This window comes from Cnuibacter physcomitrellae (genome assembly GCF_014640535.1).
In the GTDB taxonomy this organism is placed as follows: Bacteria; Actinomycetota; Actinomycetes; order Actinomycetales; family Microbacteriaceae; genus Cnuibacter; species Cnuibacter physcomitrellae.
On sequence record NZ_BMHD01000003.1, the window covers coordinates 126,561 to 145,461 of the forward strand.

Annotated in this window: 19 protein-coding genes; 11 read left to right on the forward strand and 8 right to left on the reverse strand. The window is 64.8% G+C overall.

Features of this window, described 5'->3' with window-relative positions:
• Nucleotides 1-3 precede the first annotated feature (3 nt).
• Complete coding sequence (locus IEX69_RS19810) at nucleotides 4-1,116, forward strand: glycerol dehydrogenase (protein ID WP_085021810.1); 1,113 nt, start codon at nucleotides 4-6, stop codon at nucleotides 1,114-1,116.
• A 34-nt stretch (nucleotides 1,117-1,150) separates the two neighbouring features.
• On the opposite strand, the gene IEX69_RS19815 is transcribed toward IEX69_RS19810, so the two are convergent.
• Nucleotides 1,151-2,239: an ABC transporter permease gene (locus IEX69_RS19815; RefSeq protein WP_174604639.1), complete on the reverse strand. Its 1,089-nt coding sequence runs from the start codon at nucleotides 2,237-2,239 to the stop codon at nucleotides 1,151-1,153.
• A gap of 100 nt (nucleotides 2,240-2,339) precedes the next feature.
• Between IEX69_RS19815 and IEX69_RS19820 the strand changes: the two genes are divergently transcribed.
• Nucleotides 2,340-2,960, forward strand: a complete 621-nt coding sequence (locus IEX69_RS19820) for a TetR/AcrR family transcriptional regulator (RefSeq protein WP_174604638.1) — start codon at nucleotides 2,340-2,342, stop codon at nucleotides 2,958-2,960.
• Between the two features lie 133 nt (nucleotides 2,961-3,093).
• Here IEX69_RS19820 and IEX69_RS19825 read toward each other — a convergent pair whose 3' ends face one another.
• Entirely contained in the window at nucleotides 3,094-3,801 is a 708-nt protein-coding gene (locus IEX69_RS19825) for an efflux RND transporter periplasmic adaptor subunit (protein WP_085021809.1), read from the reverse strand.
• 37 nt (nucleotides 3,802-3,838) lie between these two features.
• Complete coding sequence (locus IEX69_RS19830; RefSeq protein WP_085021808.1) at nucleotides 3,839-5,050, reverse strand: DUF3500 domain-containing protein; 1,212 nt, start codon at nucleotides 5,048-5,050, stop codon at nucleotides 3,839-3,841.
• Between the two features lie 186 nt (nucleotides 5,051-5,236).
• Between IEX69_RS19830 and IEX69_RS19835 the strand changes: the two genes are divergently transcribed.
• Nucleotides 5,237-5,962: an SOS response-associated peptidase gene (locus IEX69_RS19835; RefSeq protein WP_085021807.1), complete on the forward strand. Its 726-nt coding sequence runs from the start codon at nucleotides 5,237-5,239 to the stop codon at nucleotides 5,960-5,962.
• Between the two features lie 11 nt (nucleotides 5,963-5,973).
• Here IEX69_RS19835 and IEX69_RS19840 read toward each other — a convergent pair whose 3' ends face one another.
• From IEX69_RS19840 to IEX69_RS19850, 3 genes are all read right to left on the reverse strand, one after another.
• A complete protein-coding gene (locus IEX69_RS19840; RefSeq protein ID WP_085021806.1) occupies nucleotides 5,974-6,975 on the reverse strand; it encodes an ATP-dependent DNA ligase in 1,002 nt (333 codons plus the stop codon).
• A gap of 9 nt (nucleotides 6,976-6,984) precedes the next feature.
• Complete coding sequence (locus IEX69_RS21010) at nucleotides 6,985-7,341, reverse strand: DUF2188 domain-containing protein (protein ID WP_229756493.1); 357 nt, start codon at nucleotides 7,339-7,341, stop codon at nucleotides 6,985-6,987.
• A gap of 63 nt (nucleotides 7,342-7,404) precedes the next feature.
• Nucleotides 7,405-7,650, reverse strand: a complete 246-nt coding sequence (locus IEX69_RS19850; protein ID WP_157127525.1) for a hypothetical protein — start codon at nucleotides 7,648-7,650, stop codon at nucleotides 7,405-7,407.
• A 977-nt stretch (nucleotides 7,651-8,627) separates the two neighbouring features.
• Between IEX69_RS19850 and IEX69_RS19855 the strand changes: the two genes are divergently transcribed.
• From IEX69_RS19855 to IEX69_RS19865, 3 genes are all read left to right on the forward strand, one after another.
• The gene (locus tag IEX69_RS19855) at nucleotides 8,628-9,596 is read left to right on the forward strand and encodes a ParA family protein (RefSeq protein ID WP_229756494.1); all 969 of its coding nucleotides are present in this window, start codon (nucleotides 8,628-8,630) and stop codon (nucleotides 9,594-9,596) included.
• A complete protein-coding gene (locus IEX69_RS21275) occupies nucleotides 9,586-10,125 on the forward strand; it encodes a ParB family protein (RefSeq protein WP_506256322.1) in 540 nt (179 codons plus the stop codon). Before IEX69_RS19855 ends, IEX69_RS21275 begins: the two co-directional genes overlap by 11 nt.
• Before the next feature lie 422 nt (nucleotides 10,126-10,547).
• A complete protein-coding gene (locus IEX69_RS19865) occupies nucleotides 10,548-11,345 on the forward strand; it encodes a replication protein RepA (RefSeq protein ID WP_174604633.1) in 798 nt (265 codons plus the stop codon).
• Between the two features lie 215 nt (nucleotides 11,346-11,560).
• On the opposite strand, the gene IEX69_RS19870 is transcribed toward IEX69_RS19865, so the two are convergent.
• Nucleotides 11,561-13,306, reverse strand: coding sequence for a hypothetical protein (locus tag IEX69_RS19870; protein ID WP_229756495.1), 1,746 nt, complete (start codon nucleotides 13,304-13,306; stop codon nucleotides 11,561-11,563).
• A 1,117-nt stretch (nucleotides 13,307-14,423) separates the two neighbouring features.
• On the opposite strand from IEX69_RS19870, the gene IEX69_RS19875 reads away from it, so the two are divergent.
• From IEX69_RS19875 to IEX69_RS19890, 4 genes are all read left to right on the forward strand, one after another.
• On the forward strand, nucleotides 14,424-14,939 hold the full coding sequence (locus IEX69_RS19875; protein WP_157127524.1) for a hypothetical protein: 516 nt from the start codon (nucleotides 14,424-14,426) through the stop codon (nucleotides 14,937-14,939).
• Nucleotides 14,939-15,901, forward strand: a complete 963-nt coding sequence (locus IEX69_RS19880; protein WP_085021800.1) for a hypothetical protein — start codon at nucleotides 14,939-14,941, stop codon at nucleotides 15,899-15,901. The genes IEX69_RS19875 and IEX69_RS19880 overlap by 1 nt, the downstream gene beginning before the upstream one ends.
• Before the next feature lie 109 nt (nucleotides 15,902-16,010).
• A complete protein-coding gene (locus IEX69_RS19885; protein ID WP_085021799.1) occupies nucleotides 16,011-17,087 on the forward strand; it encodes an alpha/beta hydrolase family protein in 1,077 nt (358 codons plus the stop codon).
• Nucleotides 17,071-17,517 carry a hypothetical protein gene (locus IEX69_RS19890; protein ID WP_157127522.1) on the forward strand — a complete coding sequence of 149 codons (447 nt, stop codon included), beginning with the start codon at nucleotides 17,071-17,073 and terminating at the stop codon, nucleotides 17,515-17,517. The genes IEX69_RS19885 and IEX69_RS19890 overlap by 17 nt, the downstream gene beginning before the upstream one ends.
• On the opposite strand, the gene IEX69_RS19895 is transcribed toward IEX69_RS19890, so the two are convergent.
• Nucleotides 17,514-17,822, reverse strand: a complete 309-nt coding sequence (locus IEX69_RS19895) for an ArsR/SmtB family transcription factor (RefSeq protein WP_085021797.1) — start codon at nucleotides 17,820-17,822, stop codon at nucleotides 17,514-17,516. The two genes, IEX69_RS19890 and IEX69_RS19895, sit on opposite strands and share 4 nt — an antisense overlap.
• Nucleotides 17,823-18,464: 642 nt before the next feature.
• Between IEX69_RS19895 and IEX69_RS19900 the strand changes: the two genes are divergently transcribed.
• The gene (locus tag IEX69_RS19900; protein WP_085021796.1) at nucleotides 18,465-18,878 is read left to right on the forward strand and encodes a hypothetical protein; all 414 of its coding nucleotides are present in this window, start codon (nucleotides 18,465-18,467) and stop codon (nucleotides 18,876-18,878) included.
• The last annotated feature ends 23 nt before the right edge of the window (nucleotides 18,879-18,901 follow it).

Below are 18,901 nucleotides of genomic sequence, written 5' to 3' on the forward strand. Positions count from 1 at the left end.
GAGATGGAGGGGCTTCGAGCGTTCTCGACGGCGGGGCGATACGTGCAGGGCCCAGGCGCGCTCAAGGAGATCGGCGCTCTGTGCGCCGGGTCGAGCGCACATGCGCTGCTGATCGTCGACGCCTTCATGGCCGATCGGGTGGGCCCGGCGATCACGAGCTCGCTGCACCGAGCGGGCATCCGATCGACGCTGCGGAGCGTCGCCGATGAGGTCACTCAGTCGACCGTCGACCGCGTTGCCCGAGACACCCCGGAGGGGGTGGATCTCATCCTCGGAGTGGGCGGCGGGAAGACGATCGATCTGGCCAAGGGAGTCTCGCGAGCGCTGGGCGTCCCGATAGTGACCGTGCCGACGGTCGCCAGCAACGACAGTCCCGCCAGCCGTGCCATCGCGATGTACGACGACCAGCATCACCTCGTCGCCGTTCCCGTGCTCGAGCACAACCCCATCCTCGTCATCGTCGACACCTCGCTCATCGCACAGGCCCCGCCCCGGTTCCTCTCCGCCGGAATCGGCGACGCCCTGTCCAAGCACTTCGAGGTCGACGCTTGCCGGGCGGCCGGGGGTCTGACGATGCAGGGCACCCGAGGGTTGCGCATCGCCTCGATCGTGGCGCGGGGGTGCTACGACACCCTGCGTGAGCACGGTCGGGATGCTCTTCTCGCCTCGACGGCCGGAAGGGTCGATGAGAGCCTCGAGGAGACGGTCGAGGCGATCATCCTCCTCTCGGGGATGTCATTCGAGAACGGGGGCCTCTCACTCGCCCACGCGATGACCAGGGGACTCATGGCGGTCCAGGGCGCTGCCGGCTTCCTGCATGGCGAGCACGTCGCATACGGAACCCTCGTGCAGCTGGCCGTCACCGGACATGGTGACGCGGAGGTGATGGATCTCATGCGGTTCCTGCGCACCGTGTCGCTGCCGAGCTCCTTGGCGGCTCTCGGAGTACAGATCGAAGATCGCGAGGCAGTGTCCGTCATCGCCGGACACACCGTGAGGGCTCCCCACATTACCAACCTTCCCGCTCCCCTTTCGGCCGAGGGTCTCGTCAACGCGATGCGTCGCGTGGAGTCGCTTTCGACCCACCTCGGCGATGAGCCGCCACGACCCTACTGACCTCGGCACCCGGCGACCAGATGCACTCGCCTTCTCAGGCTGGCTGCTCCACGGAAGTTCGGCGGGGTGCGCCCTCCTCGAGGCTGGAGGGCGCGACACGCATGGACGCGCGAGAGCGGAAGTGCCCCGCGAGGGTGAGGACGACGCCGAGCGCGGCCCACGCGGTGAGGGTCCACCACTGCTGGGCAGCGTTCGCATCGGGGAAGTAGCTGAGCGTGCGCAGCAGGGAGTTGGAGGCGCCCGGGACGAGGTACTGTCCGACCACGCCCCACGGCTCGGGGAGGAACTGCCACGGTGTCGCGGCCGCTGAGAGCGGATTGCCGATGAACATCGTCGTGATCGCGCCGACCGCGATACCGGCGCGGCCGAGCAGAGAGGTGCAGCCGATGATGAAGGACGCGGTGGCGAGCATGGTCAGCCCCATCGCTAGGGCGTTCAACCAGAAGTCGCCTTGCAGGTACTCGAACCAGGTCTGCATCACCAGGGAGGTCGCGATGCCCGACACCACCGCGAATCCGGCGACGGCCGCGAGGCGGCGGAGGGGGCCGACCACCAGCAGCGAGATCAGGATGCCGCCGATCATCCCGCCGATCGCGAGCGGGAACGCCGCTGCCGCCAACCCGGCGCCGGTGGGGTCGCTGGCAGACAGCGGCACGACCGGGGTCACGGTGACGGTCACACTGCTCGGGTCGCCACCGGCGGCAGCGACCTGCTTGGCCAGTTGAGCCTGCAGCTGAGATGCGACACCGCTCAGCAGCTGTGCCGACACCGGGCTGGCAGCCGGCGCCGTGAGGACCTCGGGTGCGGTGCCGGCTGTCGCGCCGAGCACGATGGCTCCGTAGGTCTCCCGGGTCTGGATCTGATCGACAGCCTGGTCGCGGTCGGCAGCAGAGACGAACTCGAAGGTGTCGCTGGTGCCCAGTGCTGCCTCGAGGGCGCTCACCGACTCCGCCGGCCCGGCGATGCTCACCGGCAGGTTGTGCGTGCCCGACGTCTTGCTCGGCCACAGGAAGGCGAGGATTACCACCACCAGGATCGCCGCGGCAGCGATGCCCATGCCGACGGCCACGCCCCACTTCGTGTGCAGAGGTGGCGGGGCGGTGGATTCTCGTGCGGCGGACATGCGCGGCTTCTCTCGTGTCGGGCGGGGGGGTTGCCGAGACTTCATCATACGCATAATTCCCCGGGTGAGGAATACCCCGAGTGAGGAGTACTATCGGAGGATGAGCGAGGCTGGCGAGCAGAGGGGGCCCGCCCGTCCCTCCGGTCGGCGTGGTGGCGACAGCGTCACGCGGAACGACATCCTCGATGCAGCCCTCACCCTGTTCGCACGACTGGGTTACGACGCCACATCCGTGCGCGCGATCGCGGCTGAGGCCGGGGTCGACCCGGCCCTGGTCCGCCATTTCTTCGGCGGCAAGGAAACGCTGTTCGCGACCGCGATGGCTCAGCGCAGCGAGATCCCCGACAGGTTCGCCGCGGCATTCAAGGGTGACCCCGATCGGCTCGGCCGCCGGGTGGCGGGCGCGTACCTGGGCCTGTGGGAAGACACCTCGACGCGGCCCCTGCTGCTGGCATTGGCTCGTTCGGCAACGACCTCCGACGCTGCTGGGCTCATGCTCCAGGAGATCCTCGGTGGGCGGATCACCGGCGGCGACCAGACGACGACGGCCTTTCCGGAGTTGTCGCGCCCGATCATCCTCGCCGCATCGCAACTGCTGGGCGTCGCCTTCGCCCGCTACGTCCTGCGGGTGCCCCAGCTGGCAGAGCTCGACCTCGATGAGCTCGTCGACGATATCGCCCCGACGATCCAGCGGTATCTGTCGTCGCCGTCGAGCAGGTGAGGCGCGACGCCCTGTCGCTCACCGTCAGAGCGGGAGACGAAGGCTGAAGCTGGCGCGCCGGGTTTGCTCCATCAGCTACCGACCGTAACGCCGCTTCAGCGTCCGCAGGGGCACCCGGATCGCGGGCGTTCTTCTACCGGGCGCCGGGTGCCCCGCCCGAGGGGCCGGAGCCGCCGGGGAAGGTACCGCCTGCTCCGCTCGGGCCGCCACCATTTGTGGTCGACGAGCCGAGGCCGCTGAGCCCTGAGCTGGTGCTGGAGTCGTCGGTGGGGATTGCTTCGCTGAGGTCTGCGAGGACGACCTGGTCGCCCTCGGTCAGGCCTGAGGTGATCTCCGTCAGCTCGTCTCCGATGGCCCCGACCTCCACAGGGGCGCTGCTGGCGGTGCCGTCGCGGACCACATCGACGGTGTAGTCGGTTCCGGAGCGGTGGGCGGCGGAGGTGGGGATGGTGAGGACGGAGTCGCCGACGGCGACCGCGACGGAGACGGAGGCGGAGGCGCCGTTGAGCAGCGCTTGGTCGTCGTCCAGAGCGATGGTGATGTCGTAGCTCGGGGTGGAGGAATCCGTGGCGGTATCCACGACCCCGATCGAGCTGACGGACCCGGTCACCGTGCTGCCCGATGAGGGCAGGGTCGCGGTCGCGGTCTGGCCGATCTTGAGCTTGCCGATGTTGGAGAGGGTGACGGTGGAGGACACGACGTAGCCGTCGTCGCCGAGGATCGTGACGACCGCGTCGCTTGATCCGGCGGTGACGGCGGAACCGGCCGTGAGGGCGACGGCGGCGACAGTGCCGTTGATGGGGCTGGAGAGGGTGGCGAAGGCGAGGTCGGCTTGCGCCATGGCCAGCTGGGCTTCGGCGGCGTCGATCGCGGCTTGGTCAGAGAGGATGGTATCGGCGGTGATCGTGCTGCTGCCGCCGGCGGAGGCCGACCCGGAACCCGCGGTCCCACCGCTCGTATCCGGAGGTCGAGACACCGGCGACGTCGGCGCCGGCCGAGCCCTGCTGGGCCTGGAACGCGACGTACACGTTCGGGCCGGAGATGGAGAAGTTGATCCCGTCGCCCGTGCTCATGTCGTACACGGTCGCGCCCGACCACGCGATGACGGTGTCGTCGAGGGTGGCCTCGATCTTCGCGCGGGCGTCGGCGGAGGTCTGCGCGTCGGCCATCTCCGACCAGTTGCCGATGAGGTCCAGGAGCAGCTGCTTCTGCGCATCGGTCAGATCCGATCCCATCAGTCCCGTGCCGGTGGTGAAGTCGCAGGTGTCGCCGGGAGCGCACATGGTCACCTGGCCGGAGATGAGCGTGGCCTTCTGCTCATCGGTGAGGCTGTCGTGGAAGGCGAACGCATCCGTGTAGATGCCGTCGAAGGGCTGCACCTCGTTGCCGTCGGCGTCGGTGTAGACCGCAGGCTGCACGCCCAGGTGGGTGGGCGCGAAGGTGATGGCGTCGGTGCTGCCGTCGAGGGTGGCGTTGATGCCCAGGTGGTGCCCGCCGAACTGCACCTCGAACTCGCCTGTGTCCGACGGGTCATCGAAGAACGCGATGTAATACTGCCCCAGCGAGGACTCGGTGCTGGAGCTGTTCTCGTGCAGGTACTCGTCCCCGCCCATGATCCCGGAGACGGTCGCGTAGGCCTCATCGCTCAGCAGCGACTGCAGCACCGCCAGCGCGGCCGTCTTCTGCTCGTCGGTGAGATCGGCGAGGTTCAGCCCGGCGCGTTGCACGAACGTCACCGGGAAGTTCGACCACGACGTCGTCTTGGTCTCGTCGTTGAAGTCGTACAGCACCGTGTCGCGCTGCTCATCCGAGAGCATGGCGAGGAAGGCCTGCGAGGCGGCCGCGGTCGAGCTGATCGTCTCCGCGGTCGTGGTGGCATCGGTCGTTGACGTGGTGGTCGGGGAAGAGTCGCTGCTCGTGCTCGCGCTGTCGGTTGCCGACGACGTCGCGGTGACCACGGTCGAAGCCGTACCCGTCGCGCAGCCAGTGAGGACGAGGCCGCCGGCCAGGAGGAGCGAAGCGACCAGCGGCGCCGTGCGGCGCACGAAGGATCGGGCAGGTCGAGTCTCAGGGGTCTCAGTCGGTGTCATGAGAACACGGTGCGGGCCGCACCTATAGCCATTCCAAGCGCTTCTATGACAAACCTAAGAGCCTCACACGCACCGTGTGACGCACTGATCGAAGGTCGCAGGGGGCCGCCGACGATCAAATCGGTTGCTCGGGCTGCGAATCTCTAGCTGGGTCTGGCACGTAGTCCCCCGAGGTAGCGTGGGGGCATGTGCGGGCGCTACGCGATCGACAGCAAGGTCAACGAGGCGATCACCGCTTACGTCCACGCTGGCGGCCGACCACAGGACTGGCGCCCCTCTGACTGGGACGCCAACTACAACGTCGCCCCGACCAACACGTCCGTGATCGTCCGCGACCGCGTCGACGACGACTCCGGCGAGCTCCGCCGCGAGGTCGACTGGGACGCGACCTGGGACTTCCGACCGCCATGGTTGAAGACCCCGGCGCCGCAGATCAATGCCCGGATCGAGAACCTGACCAGCTCGAATCTGTGGAAGAAGGCGTTCATCGGCCGACGCGCGATCGTGCCGATGCTGGGCTACTACGAGTGGAAGACCATCGCCGGAAAGAAGCAGCCTTATTTCATCCACTCCCCCGCCGACTTCCTCTCCGCCGCCGGCATCTACGTACCCGTCAAGACCGGCGACGACTGGGATGTGCGGTTCGCGATCATCACCCGCGAGGCCCGCGACTCATCCGGCGAAATCCACGACCGCATGCCCGCCTTCCTCACCCCCGACACCTGGGATGCGTGGCTCTCCCCCACCGACCTCGAGGACCCGTCCGAGACGGTCGACATGCTCATGGCGACGTCAGAGACCGTGGCGTCCACGATCACCACCTTCCCGGTGAGCAAAGCGATCAACAACGTGCGCGCCCGCCCCGTCTGGGACGACCCCGCGCTCCTGGATCCCGTCGACGTGAGCGACTAGCGGACCGACGGTCAGCGCTCCCGCTCGGGAACGTCAGCCAAGTCGAGCTCGGGTCGAGCTCGCAGGTAGCGGACGGCGTGCCGGAAGGATCGTCCGGACCAGGCGACGTCGGCGGAGATCTCGACCACGATCGGCTCGACGAGAGTGAGGTCGACGAGCTCGCGGCCGCTGTTGCCGAATCGGTCCAGGGCGCCGGGCTTGATCTGTGCCGGCCAGGGATGCCCCTCCCCCACCGCTGGCCGTAGCAAGCGGCCGAGGCCACGGGCCGGCGCCGCGCGCAGCGGCGTGCTGCGGCCCACGATCCGCAGCTCTCCATCGACGGGCAGGCCGACGACGAGCTCCTGGGGCTGGCGGAGAGTGCCGATGACGGCGGCGCAGATCACGTCGAGGGTGTCGCGGTGCTTGACCTTCACCCACTGCCGCACTCCCCCGCTGTACCGGTCTCCGGCGCCCTTGATGACGAGTCCCTCGATCCCTGCCGTGTGCAGCTGCTCGAACCAGGCCACCGCCTCGCCGTAGTCGGTGGTGGCGGGCGAGAGATTCAGGGGCGGGGCCCAGTCTTGGGCGAGCTGCTCGAGCAGGGCTCGGCGGTCGCGGAGCGGTAGCGAGCGTGCGTCATGGTCGTCGACGGCGAGAAGGTCGAACGCGGCATAGGACGCCGGCCGCTGGTGGGCGAGGCGCTGCACCGCGGCAGGGCTGGTGGTGAGCCGCTTCTGCAGCGCGTCGAAGTCCAGCCTGTCCTCGGACCACACGACAGCTTCGCCGTCGACGACGTACCCGTGGGGCAGCTGCTCCTCCGCGGCCGCCGCGAGGTCCGGGAAGTGCCGAGTGAGGTCCTTGCCCTGACGCGACCACAGCGTCACGTCGGCGGCGCGGACGATGACGAGGCGGAACCCGTCCCATTTGGGCTCGTACAGGCTCCCACCCGGCAGAGCGCCCGGCCCCGGGATCGTGTCGGCCAGGCGGGCCAGAGCAACCTCAGGCGGGCGCAGCCCTGCCGGAAGGTCGCTCATGGCCGCGTCTCAGCCGGGGACGTTGCGGGGGTCGTGGCCGTAGGAGTTCCTCTCCCCGATCTGCCCGTTCTCGTTCCGGATAATGTGCTCCCGCTGCAGCCGACGGGCCTGCTCCCGGCCCGCTTCGGTGGCCTCGCACTTGGTCTTGAACGAGCCGCTAGTGCCCTTCTCCCCCTCGATCCGGTTGTGCCACTGGCCGTCCTGGTGGAAGGTCTCGACATCTCCTGCAGGCATGATCACTCCGTCCTGTACCATCCGTCGACGAAGCCACCGAGACGACCGGAACGCGCGATATTCGTCGCGCTCGCTCGCGATCCCGACAACCACAGCTGCCGCCAGGATCGCCGCCCCGAGGACCCATCCCATGAGCGCGAACCTACGCCCACACCGCCTCGCTCATGACCCCCTCGCCACCGGGACCCGAGACGGCTACTGTTCCGCGAGATCCTCAAGGAACTCCCGCCACCGCACATCAGCCGCAGCGCCGAACTCGAACCGACCCAACCACGCACCAAACGCCGGTGCCCCCACGAGCTTGATCTCCACCCTCAGGACGTGATGGGTGCCATCGTTCTGCACCTTCGGAACGAGCGACACCACATGCTCGGGATTGATCCACATCCGAGCACTGCCGGCAGGACCATCCCGATCCGGTAGGGGCACGAACCGCGGCATACCGCCCACTGTGGCGCGCCACCACTCCCCCAGGCAAGAAGAAGCTCTCACTCCGTGCGGCGGACCGAGAGGACCTCGTAGCCGGCGGGGACCTGAGCCAGGGCCGCCAGCTTCGCGGCCTCGTACTCAACGCCCTCCCCGTGCGTTCCTCGGTCTCAGACGGTCGAATCACGATCGTGACCTTCACAGATACCTCCCCTGGCTCGTAACCTCGCCTGCAGGGCGCGCCGCATTCCTATCCATGGCCGCGACGCGCCGCTCTCCCCCGCCCTCGCCGGGGGTCCTTTCCGGCCGCTTGACCGCCCCGAGCTGCGCGTCCTCTCCTTCCCGATCAATCAGATCGAATTGTGAGAGAGGAGCTCGATTCGCGCGGCTTCTGCGGTAAGTTCTCCAAATTCCGTGTGCCAGCCCGGCCGCTACCACCTCCCCCTCCCCGCTCCTTTTTCGACGGACTTGACGACTTCTGAAATGGTGACGATTGGGTCGTCAGGGTCAAGCGCGATCCCCAGGCGTCCGGTGGGTTGATTTGCGACCCGAGATCGCGGTGGGCTTCACTCGAACGTATGTTCCATGACCTGCCTCGGCTAGGACTACGCGAGGAGCGGCTCGCTGCGAGCTGGCCCCTCTGGCACGCCACAGAAGGCCCTTGTGGGTCGTCGAGACCCCTCTGTCGCCGCTTTGGTCGCGCCGCTTCGGTTCGTCGATTCTCGGCGATTTCGCCCATTTCCGCCGTTCTCTGCCGCTTGCTTGCAATACTGGTTAAGGATGCATTACTGGTTTTGATTTCATATCCAGGTTCGATTGCATTCCGTTTTTGAAAGCAATGTAGAAGCTATTCGGCGATGCATGCAACACTTGCATTTCTTGCCTTACCAGCTTTTCGGGCAAAGTCAGCAACGCTTGCTATGCTGGTAACACCCGCTTTACCAGCGTTGTTTGCATTTCGCGTCGATGTAGGCGACAGGAGAGGAATCCGAGTGCCCGAGATAGATGATCGCCAAGCACTGCAACGAGTCGTAGCGGTTATCAACAACAAGGGCGGTGTCGGTAAGACAACGCTAGCCGCGAACCTCGGTGGTTTGCTCGCGGCGTCTGGTTGGCGGGTCTTGATCGTCGACCTTGACCCACAAGGCAATCTGGGCCTGGATCTGGGATACCGGGGGACACCTCAGGATGACGACGGTCGCGCCCTGTTCACCTCGCTCGTCCTGGGCAGCGAGATGTCGACCGTCTCGGTGCGAGACAACCTGGACGTAGTTATCGGTGGAAGCATGTTGGAGCAGGCCGCGGCGGCGCTCTCCTCGGGCGCTGCAAGCCGGCAGGCGGACTCTCGCCTCACCGTCGCAAACGCTCTAGCGCCGTTGGCTGCCAACTACGACATCATTCTCCTCGACTGCCCTCCGAGTAGCGACATCATTCAATCGGCTGCGGTCGTCGCGTCCCGTTATGTCCTCGTGCCAGTCAAGACCGACCGGGCCAGCCTTGAGGGCCTCGCTCTTACAGCTTCGCGTCTGAGTGAGGTCATCGATCTCAATCCCCAGATTGACTTGCTCGGCATTGTGCTCTTCGCTACCGGAACGAGCGCGATGAAGGTTCGAAACGACTTTGTCTCGCAAATCGTATCGGTCCTCGTTTCTGACGACGCCGGCCCAGACGAAGTCAAGGACGCTCATGAACGGGTGTTTGCCTCCTTCGTCCGTCATGCCGAGGCTACGGCGAATTCAGCTCGGGATAAGGGACTTCTCGTTCATGAGCTCGACGCGAAGGTTCAGCGAGGGCCGAAGTGGTACGAGCGCCTGAGGACGGGGGAGCCGATTGAGCGGATTGGGCCGGCCTCGGCTAAGAGCGTGGCCGACGACTTGCAGGCAGTCACCAAGGAGTTTGTTGAACGACTGACAGCGATGGAGCAGCAGTCAGAGACCGAAGGAGCTACTCATGGCAGATGACGTGGAGCCTGTTGCGAATCGGTTCGTTGGAGGCCCTCCGCCGCGGAAGGCGACAGGTCTGCTGACGCGCAACCGGCGACCTGCTCCATCGCCTGTAGTGACCGATGAAGTAACTGCGGCCGCTGCGCCCGCGACGCATCAAGCTCAAGGCGCCGTGGCGACAGAGAAGCAGCGGACCGCACTTCCGGAAGCCCCGCTCACTCAGCCCGCCGCCTCACCTCCTCGGCCAACTGCACAGGCGCCTGCCTGGACAGACCCCCCCGTGCGCAATATCCAAGCCCCGGATGAGCCCGTGCCGCCCGCCCACGCGGCGGTGACGAAGATCACATGGCAGTTGCCGCTGGATCTTCGTGAACGGGCTCGAGCAATGTTCAAGGCCACGCGAGTTCAAGAAGGCGACGAGAGCTGGGGCGCCATGCTCACGGCTCTACTCGAGGCGGAGTGCCGGCGACGAGAGGAGCTCTACAACGGGGGTGTGCCCTACACGCGGTCCAGCACGAATCTTCCACCTGGTCGGCCTCTTCAATAGATCCGTTCGACACGCTCTAGAAAGCAGCAGAGAACCCGCTGTCGACACGATAATTCCTCTAGACACTAGCTAGCTAGCTACAGGGAGGTCTTTCCGTTGCCGAGCCGGACAAGCAAGCGTCAGCACGAAGCGACTATCCAGATGAACACTCGCGTATCTCCTGAGTGTCGTGAGGTCCTGGACTCCGCGATCGAGGTGCATGGCCTGAGCCTTCGGCAGGCGGTCGAGATGGCGATCATGGAAAAGTGGGGTCAGAACGTGGAAGCAGGCTCTCGATGAGTTCTGCCTTTAACGAAGATGATCAGCCCGGAGGGGATCCACGGGTCGGGCGGGACCATCAGAAGGCGCTTGCGTATGCAGCGGCCCAAGAGTTGTCCGAGAGCGATCCTCTAGTTGGATATAGCGCAAGGGTTTGGGCCCAGGTGTCGCTGCCGTATCGCGATCCGGGGAATGTGAACTACTGGGAGCGTCGGAATGGACCCGTCACGTTGACGATGCGTCCGGCACTTCTGACGGCTCTCGACGGGTCGCGTTACGAGGGGTTTGCCTACGGTTTGTTGCCCCGCCATGCTCTGACGTGGATTGCTACTGAGGCCGTTCAGACCCAGAGCCCGGTGCTCCAGTTGGGGTCAAGCATGTCCTCGTTCATGCAGAAGATCGGGCTGGCCAAGGGAGGTCGAGACGCTAAGCGTTTGACGGATCAGCTGCAGCGGCTGTTCGGCTCTCAGCTCCAGGTCCGTGGGTTGGCGATGACGGATTCGGGGTATGGCGAGAAGTCTCAGTACTTCCAGATTGCTGATGCGGTTCAGTTGTGGTTCTCAAATGATGACGAGTTGCAGGGCACTCGGGGGTTGTGGGCGTCGACGGTGACGCTTTCAGATCAGTTCTTCCGGTCGATTGTTGATGCGCCCATTCCGGTGAATCTTGAGGCGATGAAGGCTCTCGGGGCCTCTCCAATGCGCCTGGATATCTATCTGTGGGCGACGTATCGGGCGCACACGCTTGAGACCACGGCGAGGGTGACGTGGGCGGAGCTGAATCAGCAGTTCGGTGGTCAGTACGGTTCGCTGAGGCAGTTCAAGGCTCAGTTCGTGAAGAACCTGCGTGAGGTCCAGATTGTCTATCCGGAGCTCAGGGTAGAGGTGACAGGAGAACATCTCGTTCTTCGGCCATCGCGTCCGCATGCGGCCGAGCCTAAACGGCGTGCCGAGCTGATCTAGCCGCTGGGGTGTCACCAGATACCCATCTTTGCACTGGTGTCACCAAAGACCCCCGCCTTTGCTGCCGCTGACACGATCAGCGCCCCCTGTCACCAAACACCCACCGAGAACGACTCACCGTCACCGCCTCCGGCCCGCCCACCCGCACAGCAGGGGCAGGCGGCGCGGCCACTTGCCAGTGGGTAGTCGGTGACGACGATGGGTAGTTGGTGACGCTACGCGGCCACGTCCCCGAGTTTCCATCGGCTGGTGGGGGAGAGGACGCCAGCGTCGACGTAGGTCCGTGCTGTGCGGTGATCCGCGCGTCCTACCGTATCGCGTGGATATCGCGGCCAATTTCGCTCCCCACCCTCATCTGCGGTGAAGAGCAGCCGGCTGGTGACGTGGTGTCTTCGAGGTCGTTGGCGTGGCTGGCTCGTCATAGTCGCATATTCCGCCAGCCACCAGGCCCACTGTTCTCGCTCCCTACGATAACGCTCAGCGCGGGCCTGAAGCGTGCCCCTGATGCCGAGCTGACGCGCGACGGTGTCGCGCCGATCCTGTCTAGATCGTGCCCATCCGGTGGAGCGCTTGACGACAAGCCTCGCCGAGCGCAGTAGTCCCAGCGCGCGGCTTGCAGTGCGGGGGTCCAGCCCCAGGGTGGAGGCGAGTGTGTCTTTGGTGACGCTTCGATCGATTGAACGCAGATGGGCGTAGACCATGCCGGTGCGGTGGCCGAAGCCGGCGCGTGTAAAGAGGTCGTGGCGCTGGTCTGTCAAAAGATCGGTGAGTTGTTGTGCGATGACGCTGCGTGCCGTGAAGAGTTCGGTGGGGGGGCGGGGGTTCTTAAATGGCTGTGACCGGACGTTGCCTGACGATGTGGAAAATCGGTGCGAGAGCTCGAATTCTGCAGCGTTGGGGCCGTCGGTGGGGTGCACTTTGGTGATCCATCCGTTGTCCACAAGGGTGCGGAGTGCTGTAGCCGCGGTGGTTCTCCCGATGCCTGCGAGTAGTCCGAGGTCTCGGATTGAGGCCGCGACTGTGGTCTTGCCGGTTTGGACCATGAGGTGGGCCAGGGCGATGAGGACGCTGCGTTGGTTTGCTGCGGCTTCGGTGCGGGTCCAGCGGCCGGGGCTGGTGTGGAGGGTGTTGAGGAGGGTTTGGGTGCGGTCTAGGAGCTCGCTGAGGTCTGACAGGTCGCGGGGTTCGCTGTTTTGCGGGGTTGTGCTGTGCAGCTGGGCGATGCCTAGTGCTTTGAGCCATTGCCGGTGTAGTCGTTCGGTTGCTTCGCTGGTGGAGCGGGGTCGGCGGGTGCCGCGTCCGGTGTTCTTGGTGCGGTAGTGCTCCATGCCGGGTGCGGTACGTGCGGCGTGTTCGACGTCGCGGAGGCTCCAGCCGGCGCTGGCGGCGGCGAGTAGGCACATGAAGGCGGTCCAGCTGGGGTTTGTTCCGCCCCGGGTTGTGGCCATGTGGGCTTTTCCCCAGCGGCTGAGTGTGCGGTGGGGGTTGTGGTTGCTTGTGGGGCCTGAGGGTGAGCTATCGGCGGGGTGGCTGGCTGGTGCGGTGGCGCGCAGGAGTTCTGTGAGCGCGTCGAGTTGTTGCGGGTCCGCCGCTGGCTCGAGGAGGGCGTGTGGGGTGCCGTGGAGGATGCGGGAGTGGCTGCCGTTGCGGTGGGGGGAGAGTGGTGGTCTTGCGGCGCCTTCGCGGGGGTTGAGGAGCATGCCGTGGTCGAGGGTGCGGTAGTGGGCTCGTGCGGCGATGGCGAGGGCTGCGGTTTGGGCGCTGCTGTATCCGCCCGCGGGCGCGATCCAGAGGTGGCGGCCGCCGCTGCTGGATGATTCGCAGAGTACGTGGGGGATACCGAGTGTGGTGAGGTGTGCGGCGAGAGCCTCGCTGTCTTCGACGGCCGCGTCGTCGTCGGTCTTGGCGTCGAAGTCGAAGCAGAGCTGCTTGAAGGTGCCGTCCGTGTCGGCGAGCCTCATGCACCAGGGAGTGCTGGGGGCCTGGGTGCTGAGCGTGTGTAGGTGCGGGTAGGCGTTGATGTGAAGGCCGCCGTCTGCTTCCCGAACCATGGTTCGGACGCTGTCGCGTGGGCTGATTCGGCGGGTGAGTTGCCATGCGTCGTGGGTATTGAGTGACGCGTGGGTGTCTGGTGACGGTGCGTGGGTGTTTGGTGACACGCCGTGAGGGTCTGCTGCTGCGACTGGTCGGCGAGCACGAGTTACGATGGGGTGTCTCCACTTCGGTGGGTACAGAAAATGGCCGGCACATGCCGGTTGTGTCAGCGGTCTCGGCCCGGGTAGTCGCCAAACTTGTGCGGGTCGGAGATCGTCGGAGAGTTTGGGCCCGTCGCGTGCGACGGGCCTTCTTCATTTGCGGGTCATGGGAGGGCCTCCCGACTGGTATTGCGTGCCTCAGCGGCGCCGTGGGTATTTGGTGACACGCCGAAACTCTCAGACAGATCTGGCCATGGACTGCTTACGCTTTGAGACATAGAAAAGCCTCCCGTGAGGGCGGTGAATCTGAGGAGCTCGGAGCTTTCGTGCCGGCAAGCTTGGATAGCTCGAGCGAATGTGGGAGACGCCCGCCGCACCGCGGCGGGCTCTTTCATTTACGCGCTGATGGGCAACTCCTCCTGTAGGGGAAGCAGGGGAGTTTGAGGCGCAAGGTCGGCCATGCCGACTTCACGCGCTAGGACTGAGGCGACGAAGTCATTTACGCTCATTCCTCGCTGGTGAGCGGCGAGGCTCACCGCGTCACCGAGCGGCACAGGGACGCGCGAGATGATTGCGCGCCGGTCACCCTTACTCTGCCTGCCGCCTTGGTATCGCTGCCTGGTCATGCGGTCGAATCTAGGAGCATTCAGATTCTGAATCTGGAAGGCGGGACGGCGTGTTGGGCTTCCAGAATCAGATTCTCCTCCCATGGGACATGTCTCGAACATTTCGCCTCCGCTCAACCGGACAGTTTCGATCCCGACCTTTCTGCTCAGCACAGGGCCAACATCATGTAGTAGAAAGGATTCAAAGGCGCCAACATCTACGGTAACTGTTGGAGCGCTCCAATGCTTGTCCATTTCAAGACCTTAGAGGATCTTCCGTGTCAGCAGTCCGACCGAACCCCCGCCCAGAGGGCCGGACAATCGAGATGACCCTCGCCGACTTGGACCTTCATCCTGGAGTTACTTGGGACACGCTGAAGCGGCGAATCGGGCTCCATATCGGGCACCCCATCTACACCCACGGGGTCGCCGACACGGCGATTCCGAGCGGACTGATGATCCAGGACGGCGACGGCGCGTACTGGATCTACTTCCGCAAGAACGACCCACCGCTGTATCGCCAGCATGCCTGCTTTCACGAGCTGGCTCACATCCTGCTCGGCCACGACGGGTGCACAATTCTCAACGGGGTCTCATCAGAGACGATCAACCGTCTTGGCGTAGGTGGTGCGATGAAGGTTCGCGCCCGAAGTCTCCAGGTGGACGTTGCAGCCAGCGCCTCAGACGAGGCTGCGCTGCGGAAGGCGGAGGAGCTCGACGCTGAGCGAGGCGCCTACGCCTTCGCAGAGCTCCTGTTGCCCGCCGTAAGGTCTGGAGCTTTTGGGATCTCCTGATGCGATCCATCCCCCTGGCGGTTCTGATCACTTTTGGCATCCTGATCGCGCTGTTCCTGCTCCGCACGCCGGTAGCGCTCAAGCAGCCTCAGCAGCGCCCGGCCTGGATTGCCACTGGAGCCGGGATTTTGGGGCTTCTGACGGTAGGAGCTATCGTGCCGCTTGAAGACATCGATGCGCTTCTCGGCGGTGCCAACATCGTCTCCTTGGGCAAGACTGTGCTTCCTACGATCGCTTTCTGGTTCTTGCGTGACGCAATTCGATTGCAGATCACTCCGCCCCGACCCCGCGGAAACCGGCTCGTACTCCTGACCCTGGTGGTCGTCCAGGTGATTGCCTTTGTACTTATTCCCGGTCGCGAAGGCACAGATGAGAACTTCGTGAATCAGGCAGTGTTGTCGCCCGCCGGCCTGATTTGGGCGTTGCTCTACACCGGCGGAGTGCTCTGGATTGCCGCCACCGCGGCAGTTGAGGCGTTCTCGATCTTCAAGAGCATCTTCGGATTGTTCGTCATCGGGGCGTTCATGATCGCCGCGGCGTGTCTAGCGCTGGCCATCCACTGCGTTCTGGTTTTTGCGAGAACACTTCCGCCAAGATCCGATGACGCGTTAACGACGATCTTCGCGCTCTTCTTCTACACAGGCATCGTCTTCGCAGCTTTCGGGTTTGTCGTCTTGGTCACGCGAGAGCTCGCCTGGCGGGCGCACTTGCTTCGATTGCTCCGGATCAACCGCCTGTATCCCTCGAGCCAAGGGGGCTACGACGTTCCTCAGGTCGGCGGGCCATTCACGGGATCACCTGAGTCCGCCGCGTACATCGTCCTGATGAAAATTCGAGACCGCCAGTTGCTCGATTCCATCGAGCTGTCGGCTGGTCATGAACGCATCGTGTCGAGGATTGAACGACGCATGAGTCGAACGTTGGTGCTTCACAATTTCGAGAGTGGCTCAGGTGAGAGGTAACGCGAGGATGTTCCAAGGAGTTGTTTTCGCCGGCCTAGGCCTAGGCCTCGCGGCAGCGGCAGCGGCGGCAGCGGCAGCGGTCGGTCGAGCCGCGGGCAGGAAAGTCGTCATGCCCAGCGCCGCCCGGACCTTGCATCTGCAGGACGCCTCGGAGCTGGAAGTGGTCCTGCCAAGGACGGAGGACACCTTGAGACCGGGACGGTTCGGGATCTGGCGCTCCCCGGAAGACCACGTAATCGTCGGCGACGTCCTTTCTGTGACTGATGGGCTCGTGAGACGCGCCGTGGTCGAACGGTTCGGCTCACCGTTGTCAAAGGGTGACACCGTCGAGTTCCGCCGGGATCTTTACAAAGACCCTGGTGAGTTTGGCGTCGGCTTCTCCGCCGTCGAGGTGAAAACAGACCTGGGTCCGGCGCCGGCATGGCTCGTCGAGGGAACGGCGAGACGGCCATGGGTTCTTCATCTGCACGGTATCCGGACCGAGCGTCGCGTTGTACTTCCTGGCGTCCAGGTTGCGACGAAACTCGGGATGACCTCGCTCATTCCGTCGTGGCGCGGCGACTCCGAGGGGCCGTCCTACCCAGGAAACGCATCTACGTTAGGGCAGGACGAGAGCATCGATGTGGGTGCCGCGATCGACTACGCGATGAGGCACGGCGCGCCGGGCGTAATTCTCGTGGGATGGTCGCTGGGAGGGACCATTGCCCTGCGTCTCGCGGAGTCAAGGCACCGGTCCGACGTCCAGGGGTTGGTGCTGATCGCACCGGTGAGCGACTGGCGCAGAGTGATCAGGCATGGGGCGCGAGATGCCAAGCTGCCCGCATGGGTCGGTGACCTTACCTGCTGGATGCTCGGCAGCAGACTGGGGCACCGACTTGTCGGCACTCCTGCTGCGGTGGAGGTCAGCGAGCTCAACTGGACCCTGGGATCGAGCGTGACCGCTCCCTTGCGTGTGATCCATAACCCTGCCGACCAGCTCGTCCCTCTTGAGCTTTCTCGGATGCTGGTGGACGCGCACGAGGATTCGGTTCTGATTGTCTTTTCTCCTGCGCCGCATGCGATGGAGGCGAACACAGAACCCGGCCGGTTTGAGCAAACTATCGAGCGGTGGTTGACAGCTCCCCTAAGTTATGAAGGAACAAGTACCCCGACCCGACCGGAAGTACGAAGTGACAGAGAGTCCTGATGACGCGGTGCGTGCGCGCACCCGCGAGCTTGCACGTCGAATTCAGTTGCTCCAGGATCTCGCGACCGCCGAGCGCGGTGCGCCCTATAACTACGCCGAGGTGAAGTCTGCACTGGCAGAAGAGGGGGTTCACGTGTCATCGGGCCGGTGGCACTACCTCATCAATGGTGAGGGTGCGTTGACGACCGATAATGCCCTCCTGCGTGGCCTCGCTCGTTTGTTCAGTGTCGAGCCAGACTTTCTTCTCAATTGGGACGACCCAGAGCTGCCCGAGCGGCTTCTAGCCCAGCGCGAACTGATTCAGAGGATCAGGCAGGACAAAATCCAGAAGTTTGCTACCCGCGCCCTAGGCGAACTTACTCCGGAGAGCCTCCGAGCGATCACTGCACTGATAGAAGCGCAGAGCCGTGGCGACTTCGATCGTTCCTAGGACTCGCTGTCCATGGCGCCGACCCATGCATTGAACAACGCCTTGTAACGCTCGCGGTCGAGCCGCACTGTGAAACGCCGGCCGTGGCGGGAGCCGCGGGGAAGGTCAATTTTCGCCACTCCGAGATCCTCGAGCTCGTTGATGTGGCGAGTAACGGTGTCAGCCCGAATGTGCGTTTCTTTGGCGATTGTAGGCACCGACACTTCACCGCGGCGCACAAGCACCCTCAGCACCTCGTTACGCGCCTGATTGCCGAGCATCTGGCCGGCGGCCGCCAACAGATCCTCCGAGCTGTTGTCACTCATCAGTCAATTCCAAACAAGGCTAATTCTGCGACGGCCATGGCACCCTTTGAAGATTACGACAAGTCCTTCACCAGTCCGGGCGGTATCGGTTACCATTGGAGTACTCCAATCCCGGGTGCCCGGCACTTCAAGATGTCGTCACTCGAAGAGGGGCCTGGCTAGTTGTAGGAGACCACCAGGCCCCGACCCACGGAAGGGCCATACCCATGGTTACACCCAGCCCGGTGTCTTACCGACAACAACCGCGCATGTCGTCTGCTGAGCAGAGCTCGCGCACAACTTCCTAGCCCTCGCCGCTCGTGACCTGGCTCCATCGACCATAGGGCTCTTATCCCACGCGGCTCCTTTCCGAGCGTGGAAAGGATCTCGCCGAGCCGAGCCGCGGCGAAGGGCTGCAGCATCAAACCCGCACGGGCAATGAGCCGAACGTGGCCACTAGGGTCAGCCTCCGCGAAAGACAGCGCCTACTGCTTGTTTCGTTGCTGCCGAGCAACCAATGGGAGCTAAACCCCATCAGGCTCTTCTGCTCTGCATCAGAACCGTCAAGGCGTTGTGCGCGTGTCCACAACGTCGGGATCGGATCGGGCGACCGTCTACACCGCTCACACCCACCCCGTTCACCCCCTCCCAAGGAGCAGACCAATGTCGCCGACCTCCCGCGCGTCCGATGTCGTACACTCCTCAACCATCCGTGCGCTCGACGCTGGGACTGTCCCTGTCGGCACACGGTTGCGCTGGCGTCGCCTGGAATGGGCGGCCGTCGGTACCGAGCCCGACGCGGCCCCGGACGGCGGCCAGTTGATCCGGGTCACCGCGCACACTTTCAACGGCCGCGCCTGGCACCTTCGGGCGCCCGGTGCCCGTGTCGTTGCACGCACCCTCGCGACAACGGGGATCCTCAGCAGCCTTGCCGACGTCGCGACCTGGATCGTGGACACCGTCACTCACGGCGGCTGGGGGAGTGTCTGCGCACTCGGGCTGCAGGCGCTCACCGCGGGCGAGGGCGTGGAGGTCGACGCGCCGCTCCGGAACCGGGAGACGGACTCATGGCAGTGAGCGCGGGGACTGAGACGACGGTC